The organism is Defluviicoccus vanus (genome assembly GCF_014672695.1).
Lineage (GTDB): Bacteria > Pseudomonadota > Alphaproteobacteria > Rhodospirillales > Defluviicoccaceae > Defluviicoccus > Defluviicoccus vanus.
Window position 1 is genome coordinate 2,592,154 of record NZ_CP053923.1, and the last position, 12,823, is coordinate 2,604,976.

At 63.0% G+C, this 12,823-nt stretch carries 11 protein-coding genes and 1 pseudogene; 4 read left to right on the forward strand and 8 right to left on the reverse strand.

Features of this window, described 5'->3' with window-relative positions:
• Positions 1–6: 6 nt before the first annotated feature.
• Both hpnR and HQ394_RS11735 read right to left on the reverse strand, forming a co-directional pair.
• Positions 7–1,560, reverse strand: coding sequence for a hopanoid C-3 methylase HpnR (gene hpnR / locus HQ394_RS11730; protein WP_190260403.1), 1,554 nt, complete (start codon positions 1,558–1,560; stop codon positions 7–9).
• Positions 1,561–1,689: 129 nt separating this feature from the next.
• Entirely contained in the window at positions 1,690–2,181 is a 492-nt protein-coding gene (locus HQ394_RS11735) for an NAD(P)H-dependent flavin oxidoreductase (RefSeq protein ID WP_223291540.1), read from the reverse strand.
• Between the two features lie 227 nt (positions 2,182–2,408).
• Here HQ394_RS11735 and istA point away from each other — a divergent pair, with 227 nt between their 5' ends.
• Positions 2,409–3,908: an IS21 family transposase gene (gene istA / locus HQ394_RS11740; protein ID WP_190260404.1), complete on the forward strand. Its 1,500-nt coding sequence runs from the start codon at positions 2,409–2,411 to the stop codon at positions 3,906–3,908.
• The gene (gene istB, locus HQ394_RS11745) at positions 3,905–4,783 is read left to right on the forward strand and encodes an IS21-like element helper ATPase IstB (protein WP_317628934.1); all 879 of its coding nucleotides are present in this window, start codon (positions 3,905–3,907) and stop codon (positions 4,781–4,783) included. The genes istA and istB overlap by 4 nt, the downstream gene beginning before the upstream one ends.
• 148 nt (positions 4,784–4,931) lie before the next feature.
• Here istB and HQ394_RS11750 read toward each other — a convergent pair.
• The 5 genes and pseudogenes from HQ394_RS11750 to HQ394_RS11770 form a co-directional block, all read right to left on the reverse strand.
• Positions 4,932–5,042: pseudogene (locus HQ394_RS11750) on the reverse strand (nitronate monooxygenase); the annotation flags it as partial.
• Positions 5,043–5,248: 206 nt separating this feature from the next.
• Entirely contained in the window at positions 5,249–5,890 is a 642-nt protein-coding gene (locus HQ394_RS11755; protein ID WP_190260405.1) for a cell wall hydrolase, read from the reverse strand.
• A gap of 317 nt (positions 5,891–6,207) precedes the next feature.
• Entirely contained in the window at positions 6,208–7,107 is a 900-nt protein-coding gene (locus tag HQ394_RS11760) for a HugZ family pyridoxamine 5'-phosphate oxidase (RefSeq protein ID WP_190260406.1), read from the reverse strand.
• 1 nt (position 7,108) lies between these two features.
• Complete coding sequence (gene dmeF / locus HQ394_RS11765; RefSeq protein ID WP_190260407.1) at positions 7,109–8,149, reverse strand: CDF family Co(II)/Ni(II) efflux transporter DmeF; 1,041 nt, start codon at positions 8,147–8,149, stop codon at positions 7,109–7,111.
• Positions 8,150–8,275: 126 nt separating this feature from the next.
• Positions 8,276–9,325, reverse strand: coding sequence for an NCS2 family permease (locus HQ394_RS11770; protein ID WP_223291541.1), 1,050 nt, complete (start codon positions 9,323–9,325; stop codon positions 8,276–8,278).
• Between the two features lie 7 nt (positions 9,326–9,332).
• Between HQ394_RS11770 and HQ394_RS11775 the strand changes: the two genes are divergently transcribed.
• Positions 9,333–10,085: an IS5 family transposase gene (locus HQ394_RS11775; RefSeq protein ID WP_190260408.1), complete on the forward strand. Its 753-nt coding sequence runs from the start codon at positions 9,333–9,335 to the stop codon at positions 10,083–10,085.
• Positions 10,086–10,827: 742 nt separating this feature from the next.
• Here the strand turns inward: HQ394_RS11775 and HQ394_RS11780 are convergent.
• The gene (locus tag HQ394_RS11780; protein ID WP_190260409.1) at positions 10,828–12,099 is read right to left on the reverse strand and encodes an O-antigen ligase family protein; all 1,272 of its coding nucleotides are present in this window, start codon (positions 12,097–12,099) and stop codon (positions 10,828–10,830) included.
• A 190-nt stretch (positions 12,100–12,289) separates the two neighbouring features.
• Here HQ394_RS11780 and HQ394_RS11785 point away from each other — a divergent pair, with 190 nt between their 5' ends.
• Positions 12,290–12,724, forward strand: coding sequence for a PilZ domain-containing protein (locus HQ394_RS11785; protein ID WP_190260410.1), 435 nt, complete (start codon positions 12,290–12,292; stop codon positions 12,722–12,724).
• Positions 12,725–12,823 lie beyond the last annotated feature (99 nt).

Below are 12,823 nucleotides of genomic sequence, written 5' to 3' on the forward strand. Positions count from 1 at the left end.
TGGCGCTCAGCCTTGCTCGCTGGCCGCGGTCATGCGAGTGGCTTCGACGAAGCGCTCGGTCGCATCATCGATCGCCCGTCCCTTCCGCCCCTGCGGGGCGTGGATGTAGAGATCGCGGCGGACTAAGGGCTGGCCCGGGGCCGGTGGCGGTCGCAAGGCATAGCTGATCGGCCGGGCGTGATCGGCCAGCAGCAGCTTGGCATCGAAGACGCTGTTGAACTTCCACAGCGAGCGGACGAAGTTGGTTTGTCCGCGCAGCAACAGTCCGCCAATCTCTCCTGCCAGCTGGCGAACGATGGTCCAGCCGAGGTGCTTCATGTTCAGCACCCGCTGCGTTGCTACCAGTTCGGCGTAGAAGACGTCGAGCGGCAGTTTCGTCGGCACCACCGCATGCTGGATATCGAACAGACGATAATCGAGGGTAGCAAGGTCGCCTCCGTGCGTATGCCACAGCTCGGTGCCGGGGTAGGGGGTGCTGACGCTGATGTTGACGATCTCCGGAATCTCCAGGCACCACTCGCGGATGACGCGGAAGCGTTCGCGATCCCAGTCCGGCTCGGCGATGATGTTGATCGCAACGTTGAGGCCAAGCGAGCGAGCATACTCTAGTGCCTCGAAATTGTGACCGAGCGGGACTCGCTTGCGAAAGCGGCTGAGCCCGTCCTCGTCGATGGCCTCGATGCCGATAAAGATGAATTCGAGCCCCAGGTCGCGCCAGAACCGAAACACCTCCTTGTGGCGCAGCAGTACGTCGGCGCGGGTTTCCAGGTAGTATTGCTTTTTCAGTCCTCGCCGGGCGATCGCTTCACCGATGGCCATACCGTGTTCGGAGCGAATAAACGCCACGTCATCAACGATAAAGATGCCGGGTTCGCGAATACCGGCGATCTCCTCGGCTGCCACTTCGGCGCTCTTGGTCCGGTAGCTGCGGCCGTAGAAGGTCCAGGCGCTGCAGAAGGAACAGTCCCAAGGACAACCGCGGGAAAACTCGATCGAGGCGCACGGATCCATCCGGCCGAGGAAATACTTGCGCCGGTTGCGCAACAGATCGCGCGCGGGGAGGATATCGTCCAGGTTGCCGACGAATTGCGGCGCCGGGCCGGCACCATCGGCAAACACCGCCCCGGGGATGGTGGCGAGATCGTAACCGCCTTCGGCAACGGCCTCCAGCAGCTGGATGATCGACACTTCGCCTTCGCCTTTGAGAATGCAATCAAGCGCTCCCTCGGCGTGGGCCAGCATGTCATTGGCGATAAACGATACGCTGTGACCGCCGGCGAAAACAAAGGCGTTCGGGCAGGTCTCTTTCGTTCGCTTGGCGAGGTCGATGATTTCCGGAACATTAGCGAGGTAGTTTCCGGCCAGCGCCACCACGTCAGGCTGCCATTGCCGCAGCTGCTTGTCGAAGTATTTGAGCGTGTCTGCCTGCAAGTCGATCAGGCGCACGTCATGACCGGCACGTCGTGCCGCTGCCGCTATCAACTCAAGGCCGAGCGGTTCCAGGCGTAGAAACACCTTCGTGTACATTAGAGGGCCTGGATGGACGCATAACAGCTTCATGCCGATTGACTCGCTTCATTGCTATCGTTGTTCGGCCTCAGAGTAGCCCAGGTGGCTGCAGCGACGAAGCATTCCTGTGCCAAGGGTGGGGTTGTCGCCCCATACGCTTGCCTCAGGCCGCCTCGTCGCTCAGGCCAGAGCCAACTCGCTGGCGAGTTCGGCCACCAGCCTTGCTGCCGGCTGGCAGCGGGCAAGCGGTGCGCCCTGGCCTGCCCAATGGGCGCCAAAGCCTGGTTTGCCCGCCGCTTTCGCTGCCGCATTCAGTGCCTTGCCGGCATTGTAGGCGATGGGATAGTTCGGGATCCGGTCGACGGGGATGGTGGCGCCGAGTGTGGTAAAGCGGTTGGCGAGACAGCGGGCAGGACGGCCGGAGATGGCCCGTGTCATCACCGTGTGTCGGGAAGCCTCACTGTGTAGCGCCGCTCGAAAATCGTCATTGGCCAGCGACTCGGGGCAGGCGATGAAGGCGGTGCCCGGCTGGGCGGCGCTGGCGCCAAGCATCAGCGCCGCGGCAATGCCTGCACCATCCATGATGCCGCCGGCGGCAATCACCGGAATATCAAGGCTGCGCACGAGCAGGCGGGCAGGGAGAGTGACGTTGCAGCGGGCGAATTCGGGCACCTGCCGCGCCAGCCACGCCGCGTTCCGGATTCGCCATGGCCGGAGAATGACAGAACACGTTGACGTTGAAGGCGCGCGCGGTCGCCACCCGCATCGCGGCGATCATCGCCGATGTGTGTATGGCGGTGACAAATTAGGCCACGTAGCGGCGGCGATTGGTGCGGCCGCGCCGGAGTAAAATCTGGCCAGTGGTTAGGCGGTCTCTTTTTTGTGGGGGGCGGCCGGGGATGTTTGCCGTGGAAGTCTACGCCGCCGTTCGGCATTTCGTTTTCATCGAGGGCAACAGCCGGCGTGAGGCGGCCCGGGTGTTCGGGCTGAGCCGTGAGACGGTTTCGAAGATGTGCCGGTTCTCGTTGCCGCCCGGCTACACGCGAACGAAGCCGGTGAAGAAGCCGAAGCTCGGGGTGCTGCTGCCGGTGATCGACGCCATCCTCGAGGCCGACAGGACGGCGCCTTCGAAGCAGCGGCATTCGGCCAAGCGGATCTTCGAGCGACTGCGCGACGAGCACGGTTATGCCGGCGGTCTGACGGTGGTGAGGGACTACGTCCGGGTNTGCTCGGGGAGATTGCGGGAGACCTTCGTGCCGTTGGCTCATCCGTCCGGTCATGCGCAGGTCGACTTTGGCGAGGCGATCGGCGTGATCGGCGGCGTCCGGCAGAAGATCCACTTCTTCTGCATGGACCTGCCGCAATCGGATACTGCTTTCGTGAAGGCCTATCCGGCGGAGACGACGGAAGCCTTCCTCGACGGGCATGTGTCGGCATTCGCATTCTTCGGCGGCGTGCCGTTGTCGGTGCTTTACGACAACACGACGCTCGCGGTGGCGAAGATCTGCGGCGACGGCAGGCGGGAGCGCACCCGGGCCTTTACGGAACTGCAGAGCCATTACCTGTTCCAGGATCGCTTCGGCCGTCCCGGCAAGGGCAACGACAAGGGCAAGGTCGAGGGGCTGGTGAAGTATGCTCGATCGAACTTCCTGACGCCGATCCCCCAGGCGGCAAGCTTCGACGATCTCAATGCCATGCTGGAAGATCGCTGCCGGCAGCGACGAGGCGAACGCGCCGGTCGCCACGGCGAAACCATCGGCGAGCGTCTCGTCGCCGACCTCGAAGCCTTCCGGGATTTGCCGGCGGTGCCATTGGAGCCGAGCGAGAAGCGGGCGGCCCGTGTCTCATCGACCGCCCTGGTCCGCTACCGCGGCAACGACTACTCGGTACCGACGGCATACGGCTTCCGGGATGTTGTGGTGAAGGGCTTCGTCGACGAGGTGGTGATCCTTTGTGCCGGCGAGGCGATCGCCCGGCATCGTCGCTGCTATGGCACGGGCACCTTCGTATTCGAGCCGCTGCACTATCTGGCGCTGATCGAGACGAAGCCGAATGCCCTCGACCAGGCGGCGGCGCTGAAAGACTGGGATCTGCCGGAGGCGTTCCAGCACCTGCGCCATCTCCTCGAGGCGCGCATGGGCAACCGCGGCAGGCGGGAGTTCATCCAGGTGCTGCGGCTGATGGAGGCGATCCCGATGGAGATGGTGGCGAGCGCGGTCAGCGAAGCGATCCGGCTCGGCGTCATCGGCTTTGATGCGGTCAAGCAGATTGCTCTGGCGCGCGTCGAGCGGCGGCCGGCCCGGCTCGACCTGACGGCCTATCCACATCTGCCGAAAATGGACGTCAGGATGACGGCGGCGGCTGACTACGCCGTTCTCGTTCCCGGGACAACGGCATGACCGGCAAGGCGGGCGCTGATGCGATGCCGGCGGGAACGACAAGCGGCACACCGCAGGTTCTGCTGGCGCATCACCTCAAGCAGTTGAAGCTGCCGACCGTTCTGCGGGAATACGACAAGATCGCCCGCGAATGCGCACGCGACGGCGTCGATCATCCCCGCTATCTGCTGCGCCTGGTGGAACTCGAACTGATCGACCGAGAACGCCGAATGGTCGAGCGGCGGATCAAGGCAGCACGCTTCCCGGCGGTCAAAAGCCTCGACACCTTCGACTTCACCGCGATTCCCAGCCTCAACAAGATGCTGGTGCTCGAGCTGGCCCGCTGCGAGTTCATCCTGCGCCGGGAGAACGTCATCGCGCTCGGCAACAGTGGCACCGGCAAGACCCATGTCGGGCTCGCCCTCGCTCTTGCCGCCTGCCAGAAGGGGTTCACCGTCGCCTTCACCACCGCAGCCGCCCTCGTGCACCAGTTGATGGAGGCGCGTGACGAGCGCCGCTTGCTGAAGCTGCAACGCGATCTCCAGTCGGTGATGTTGCTCATCGTCGACGAACTCGGTTACCTGCCGCTGTCGCCGACCGGGGCGGAACTTCTGTTCGAGGTGTTCTCCCAGCGCTACGAGCGCGGCTCGACCCTCGTCACCTCCAATCTGCCGTTCGAGGACTGGACCTCGGTGCTGGGATCGGAACGGCTCACCGGCGCGCTGCTCGACCGCCTGACCCACCACGTCCATATCCTCACCATGAACGGCGACAGCTACCGGTTGAAGCAATCCGCCGGACGTCGTCGTCCCCCCACCGCAGCCGATCGGGCGGAGCAAAACCAGACCACCGCCGAGACCGTCGATCCCGAGACCGGCGAAACCAGCAAGCCCTGATCCCCGAGGCAAAGCCGACGCACGGCAAGGGGCCCGATCGGGCCCCTTGCCGTGATTGCACCGCTCTCGCCCAAATGGCCTGCTTTGACTCCGCTACAGTGGCCCAGAATTGCTCCGCCGTTGACACCGATGCCGCATCGACGTTGCTGGCGCCGATGACAATCGAGCCCAAAGCCCCGGCATTGCGGACGGCCGCCGCCATCGTCGGGGTGGACACGCCGGCCATGGGTGCCTGGATAATCGGCTGGTCGATAGCGAGACGATCACTGAGGTGGCGAGGCTGCGCGAGAGTCTTCCGGCAGCTTCCTCTCTTTTACCTGCCTCATAGCAAAAAGGCAGTGGGGAGCCCACTGCCTCAAAGTATTTAGATTTTGCGTCTGCGTCTTGATTTGTTATGCGCTCGCGCTGGTCCGAAGTTGCCGCTTTCCCTCGCCTTCCCTGGACGGAAGTGGCAATCCGGCGGAGCTATGACGGTGAATGGCCCGCGACTGCGGCGGCCGTCCACCGATCTCGATAAAAAATGTGCCTGCCAATCTGCGTGATCCGGGACATGGTCTGCGACCAGCTTGGCCGAACATAGTCAGCATGGAAGTAAAGCGCGCCGCCGGTCGGATCAAACCAGTCGATATGCAGGAGGATATTGGCCACATCCTTCGCCTCTTCCCAGGCGATGCCGCGCGGCATCCGGTTCTTGCGCCCAGTGCACATCCAACTGAATTGGCAGATTCCCGATCGCTGTTGGACGACGCCGCAGATCGTCTTCGGATACCGCTCATCCTCAACCCGGTTGAGGGTAACCGCAGCGATCGCCACCTTGCCTTCGAAGGGCTCGCCGCCGCCTTCCCAATAGATGTTGCGAGCGAGACAGTCCTCCTCATCGCTCTCGCTGGCGCGGCCGGCAGTTGCGAGCCAACCGCGCTGCGTTGGGATATCCTGCGTCATGCCCGACCCATCGGCGGCGACGTTGGAGGAGGCAGCGAGCCGCTCGCCAATGGCTCCGAGGCTCAGCATCTCGGCCCTGGATTGCGCCGGCAGAAACAGGGCGATCGCCCACAAGAGAATTCCGATCCCAGCCCCGATCTGGATAACGCGAGACTTCTGTCCCAAGAGCCACTCCTTCCCAAGCGAACCTTGCTTCGGTTCATCAATCTCCTTGAATTCCTGCCCACATCACGCAAGCAAGACAGTATTGTTGAAGGCCACCTTACGGACGAAGCTGAAGCTGTCAATGCAAATCTGTTTTGATTGCAGCGGAAAGACCCTGTCTGTTGGCAGGGTATAGCAAGCCGCCTACGATATATTGTGGAGTTCAGCATTCTGGCGATTTGCTTAGAAGCTATGCTTATCGCCAGCGCGAAGCCTGTAACACTTTGAAATTTCAGTAAATGCCGTAAGACTAGCAAGAGCGGCGGGTACCGTCCCGGTCACGCGGGCATAGCCCCATATCTGCCCCGTCCCGGAGAGGTTGGCGGGAGCGAAAAAAGCGCCGACGGCGCTGCAATGCGGTGAAACGTGGGCGGCAAATGAGACGCAGGTGCACAAAAATGGCGATGGTGGATCAGGCCGTTCGGCTTCTGAGGGCGGCCGCCGGCATCCTCACGCCGGGGAGGCGGGGGATCCGCTGCACCTGCGGCAGCAGCGAAAAGGCGGTGCAGTTCGTCCCACAGCGTCGCTGTATCGGTGGCCGGGCGGATAAACGGCACCCGCGCCCAACGGCTCTTTCGGCCCAGGTCGCAACCATCCGGATCGATGCCCACCATCTCCCAGCCCTCGCCGGTGAGGCCGAGCCGCCGGGAGGCAAGCGTGGCGATGGAGGTGGCATGCAGGGTGTTCACGGCGGCGAGCACCGTCTCCTCGCAGGCTGCGATCGCCGCCGCCCCCTCTGGCTGAAGCAGACCCTCCGCCGGCAGCCATTCGGCGCGGCCGAAGCCGCCGATGGAATGAGCGCGCTCGATCGCCAGCCGAAAGACGTGAAAATCGGCGAAATCGGCGTAGAGTGCGGCGCCGGGATGGCGGGCGAGGAATCGTCGCCGCAAGCGTGGTTCGGCGTCGGCGATGACGCGGCCAACGAGGGTGACCCGGGCGCCCGTTTGCGGATTGGCGCGCCGCGACGCTTCCTCCAGCATCAACGAGGCGCGCGCATCGGCCTGCAGGTTGCGGGTGTGATCGGACAGGTTGGACAGCAGCAGGATCGGACTGAGGTCGGTGTCGCAGGCGAGCGTCACCAGCGAGACGTACGGCCAGCCCTCATCTGCAGCGAGGGCGGTGGCCAGCGCACCACAGCGGGCGCGCCGGATGAGAGCACGAATAGCGTCGACGGCCACGTCAATTACCCTCCCGATCGAGACACTGCGCCTTGTCCGCATCCCCGGGACAACGGTGAACCTCCACCGTTGCGTGGACGATGCGCGCCGCGGGCGGCAGCCGTCGCTTGTAGTCTTCGGCCGTGAGCGGCTGCTCGCTGACCACCGACAGGGCGGCGGCATAACCGGCCGTGCCCACCGACCACAGGTGCAGATCGGCAACACGGGCGTCGTCGCTTTCGATGGCGGCGCGGACCGTGGCAGTGACGCTTTCCTCCACCTCGCGGTCCAGCAGCACGAAGCCGCTCGAGCGCAACAGGCCGAGCGCCCAGTGCCCGACCATGACCGCACCGACGATGCCGATCGTCGCATCGAGCCACGACCAGCCGAAATACTTGCCACCCAATAGTGCCAGAATGGCGAGAACGGAGGTGAGCGCGTCGGCGATCACGTGCAGATAGGCGCCGCGCAGGTTGTGGTCACGAGGCCGCGCCTGCTCGTGGTCGTGATGGTGGCCTTTCCCCTGCTGCGGCGTGTGATCATGCGCATGATGACCAGCATGCGTATGGCCCGGCTGATGTCCATGACCGGCATGGTCGTCGTCTTCGCGATGGCCAAGTAACAGGGCGGAAACGCCGTTGACCACGAGGCCAACGACGGCAACCAGCAACGCGTCGCTGAAGGCAATCGGCACCGGCGACAGCAGCCGTTCGGCGCACTCGGCGGCCATGACCAAGGCGAAAAGCGCCAGTAGCAAGGCGCTCGAATAGCCGGCAAGGGCGTTGATCTTGCCAGTGCCGAAGCTGAAGCGATGGTCTGTGGCGTGACGGCGGGCGTAAACATAGGCAACGTAGGCGATGCTGAGGGCGGCGAAATGCGAGCCCATGTGCAAGCCGTCGGCGAGGAGTGCCATTGAGCCGAAGGCGATGCCGCCGACGATCTCCACCACCATCATCACCGCCGTGAGCACGGCAACGAGCAGCACCCGCCGTTCGCCACCGTGCGGCCGATCCTGGCCGAAGACGTGATGGTGCTGCCAGGGCTCGAGCGATTGGGTGTGCATGCCGGCCTCCGTGTTGAGCTCGAACGGTTGTTCGCGTCGCCAGCGAGTTTACGGTTCAATGGCCCTGGATGCCACCGACCTGGACGGCTGATATCACTCATGCGCGACGAGACCGTGGGATGGCGCTCAGCCGAGGGCAAACTTGAGGCAGAAGAGCAGGGCGACGGCGATCACCGGTAGCGATACGTCGCGCCACCGGCCGGCCGCCAGCTTGATGGTGGCGTAAGTTATGAAACCGAGACCGATGCCGGTGGCGATCGAGTAGGTGAGTGGCATGGTTATCGCGGTGACAATGGCTGGCGCGTACTCGGTGACATCCTCCCAGTCCAGTTCCGCCAGACCGCGCGCCATCAAACAGGCGATCGACATCAGGGCGCCAGCCGTTGCGTAACTCGGGACCATCGCCGCCAGAGGTGCCAGGAACAGGGTGAGGAGAAACAGCACTGCGGTGACGGCGGCGGTGAGGCCGGTGCGTCCCCCGGCGGCGACACCTGCAGCACTCTCGATGTAGCTGGTGGTGTTGGAGGTGCCGATGAGGGCGCCGAATACGGTGGCCGAACTGTCGGCGAGCAGGGCGCGGCGCAGGCGAGGCCGCCGTCCATTGGCATCAAGGAGGCCGCCGCGATGGGCGACGCCGATCAGGGTTCCGGCGGTATCAAAAAAGTCGACGAACAACAGGCTGAAGCCGACGAGTGCGAGGATGGCTGGTGCCTGGGTCAGGTCACCCGCAGCGATAAGGGTCGCCGGATGGGCAACGACGATGCCGGCATGCATCAGGGCGATGATCGCGAGAAACAGGCCGATCCCGGCCGAGGTCGCCCGCCTGAGGCTGGCCGGAAAAGCGCCGAGGATGCGCTCGCGCAGTCGTGATAGGCTCAGCAGCACGAACAATACGCCGGAGCAGAACACGGCGCCCAGCGCCTGCTGCCAGGAATAGCCCTGGCTGGCAACTACGGTGAAGGCGAAGTAGGCGTTGAGGCCCATGCCCGGAGCAAGGGCGATTGGGTAGTTCGCCGCGAGCGCCATCACCAGACTGCCGAAGGCGGCGGCAAGACAGGTGGCAACGAAGACCGCACCCGGCTCCATCCCCGTGGTGGCGAGGATCTGCGGATTGACGAAGACTATGTAGGGCCTGTTGAGATTCAGGATTCCATCCTTGGCTTGATTGTGATTCAAGCTATGGATGGAACGTTTTGTACTGACAGACGCCCAATGGGCGAGAATGGAACCGCACTGCCTGGGCAAGCCAACGGACGCGGGTCGCAGCGGCAGAGACAATCGGCTCTTTGTCGAGGCGGTTCTGTGGGTGGTTCGCACGGGCAGTCCCTGGCGTGATTTGCCGGCCTTTTTCGGCAACTGGAACACCGTCTTCAAGCGCTACCGAGACTGGGTCAAAGCCGATGTTTTCATTCGGCTTTTCGAGGCTTGCTCGGATGATCCCGATATGGAGTACGCCATGGTCGACGCCACCATCGTCAAGGTTCACCGCCATGGCCAGGGCGCAAAAGGNGGGACTCAGAGCCAGGCCATAGGGCGCTCCAAAGGCGGCATGACGACCAAGATCCTGGCCCTGACCGATGCCCTGGGCAATCTCGTGCGCTTCGCACTCCTGCCGGGCCACCGCTTCGATACCGTCGGCGTTGCCCCGCTCATCGACGGCCTCCAATTCGACGCTTTCATCGCCGACAAAGCCTTCGACAGCAACGACATCGTCGCTGAGCTCAACGAGCGCGGCGCCAAGATCGTCATCTCCCAGCATCCGCGCCGGAGCAAGCCTCTCCCATTCGATGCCGAGATGTACAAATGGCGCCATCTCATCGAAAACTTCTTCTGTAAGCTCAAAGAGTTCAAGCGCATCGCCATGCGTGCCGACAAAACAGACCAAAGCTTCAGCGCCAATATCTATCTCGTCGCCGCCGTCATAAACTCACGGTGAATCTCAACAGGCCCTAGACCATGGTCAGAAAGGTGCTGACCCCCGCGAGTGTTTCGGTGCGCAGGGACGTTCCATGTTGCCGCAGTTTGAAGCAGGTTTCCAACATTGGCAGGCATCCCCCATCGCCTGCCAACCCGCGAGACGACCCTTCAGTGGCAGCGCCGGCTGTAGGCAACGCAGGCCGTTGCCAGGGGCGCCCCCTCAGTGGGAATGCCCAAGCAACACCGATGCCAACGAGCAATTGACAGCGGCGCTGGTCGCTCGCTTACGGCTTGCAGCAGTCGCTGCCGGACACGCCACTGGCCAAGTCTGCCGTTACACCACTTTGCCCCTCGCTGCCGGGGTGTACAGTGTCACTATTGGAGGAGGTGGTGGGCGAGAAAACGCTCTGCGGCGCGGGGGCCTGCGCCACATGAGTTTCGCGGGCACCGGCGCCTGCGGAGCTGGCTTGGCGGGGTTCGCACCCCTGCGGCCAGTCCCGCAAGTATAGGGGTCAGGACAGAGGTCTAGTCTCAGTTCAAGGTTGACTGGACGCCACCGGTGCCGGATGTGCGGTGACCCAGGGTGGGAGGCAGCGAGCGAGGGAGGCAGGCGGCGGCCCCACGCCGCAGACGTGGCTGCAACTGCGCAAGAGGGGCCGTAGCGGATGGCACGGCCACGCCGCGTGGGCTCACCGATCCGATCCGACGCGTCTGCCGATAAAGCGTCTCGCCAGTAAAAAGTGCTAGCATGAACAGCACCGTTAGACAGTAGCAGGATGGAACAGCAGGCTCTCAAGGAAATTATAGAGGGCAATGGCCAGGATGACGGCGAACATGGTCGCGATCAGCCGCTGCTCTTCGCTGCTCCAGTGACGCTGGCGCAACAGGTTGGCGTAGACCCAGATTGCCCGCAGGATCGTTGCAACCAGGAGCAAGAGACCAACCAGCCCCGCCTGCAGCCACATGTCGATGTAGCCGTTGTGAGCGGTATTGATCTCGGTGGCGCGCAGTACCCAGCTCCGCGGCGGCGCATTGATGGGATTAATTGGTGAGCCGGTTTCCCAAAAGGCACCCCAGCCCGCGCCGAGGTACGGGTGACGATCAATGTTGCCTTGCAGGTACGCCCAGAGTTCGGTGCGTAACGTCAATGTCGCATCACCGAAGACGAATTCGAAGACATCGTCGCGCGAGTAGCCGGCGATGCCGACGAGCAGGACGATGAAGGCAACTGCGCTCACCAGCAGCACCGGAACCACCGCCGGAGCCGCCGACCAACGCTTGAAGAAAAGATAGAACGCGGGAAAGGCGGCATAGATCACCGCCAGGAGGCCAAGGCTGGTCTTCGATTTGGTGAGAACGATAAAGACAAATCCGAGTAGAATAACTGGTACCAGTCCGGCGCGGATTCGCCAATTGCGACAGGCAAGAAAGGACCNCCCGCAGAATATCAGCGCGATTAGGGTCACCGCGCCAGCCGTGTTCTTGTTGGAGTGTAGCCCGAATGCTCCCATCGGTCCAATCGTCTGACCAGGTAGCAGTATCACGACCAGCATATCACTGAGGATGATCACCACCGCAGCCACAGCGATGGGATAGACAATCTCTCGCCAAGAGCGCATGGCGCAGGTGGCTGCGGCAACCATCGCAAGCAATAGCGTTTCGGCGATGATCCGGCGTAATGTCAGTGGCGGATGCATCGACCAGAGAGCCGTGGTTGCCAGCCAGGCATAGATGCTGAGCGGCAGGATGTTCGTTCGCAGCACGTCGGCAAGGCGACGACGGTAGACGAAGAGGATGGGCAGTGAGCCGCAGAACAGGCTGATGATCAGGATTTGGCGGACTACGTTGGTTCCACCGGTCGTCTGTGGTGCTGCACCGTGGTTTAACGGCGTTGGCTCGATGCCGACAAAGCAGAAAAGGAAATAGATGAACAGCAGACACGTCATCCAACGCGAGCCGTAGTGGTCGACGAGTGCCACCAGGCGTTGCCGTTGATCGACGGTCTGTGGAAAGGCCGCATTGGCGTGCTGCATAACCAGCCTCGAACGTTGTCAGTCGAGTAAACAATATCCCTCTGGCGTTGCGGGTCAGTGAGACACATCACTGATAGGCGTCGCATGAACGATTAAAACGGACGTGAACTGCCGGCGGGATTACCTGATCGGCGCGCGCTGTTTGTATCGGAGATGGTGCCAAATCTCCGTACCGAGAGGAATTCGCTCGATGCCAGCAAACGAGGCCAATACCACCGGGCGCCGCTTGTTTTCGCGCACGGAAATTCCCATGCGGATTACTATCGATGGCCAATCGATCCCAGTACTCAACTGGTCGCTGGGTGGATTGGCGCTTCCCAGTTCCTGTCAGCTGTCCATCGCCGAGGACGACACTGTCGTCGGTATGCTGGAATTGCTGGTAAGCGGTGTCGATCTTTCGGTTAAGGTAACTCTGCGTCTCGTCAATGAAGGCGCTGACCGGCTTGGTTTTGCCTTCGTCGGTATGACGCCGGAACAGATGGGGATGCTGCGGGCGCTTCTGGTGCGCGGCGGCCGGAGCCCCTTGAACGTCCTCTGGTACCAGCGTCGGCAGCACCGCTGCCTACAACGCCGCAACGCCGTGCGAGGCCCGCAAGGCGCAAACGGTATGTCGGGCGCTGGCTGATGCGGGTCGCTGCCGTTCTGGCACTGATCGGTACGTTTGGCGCCATGGGCGCCTACGCACTGGTGAAGAAATCAAAGATTGAGTCCGCCGAGGCAGCGG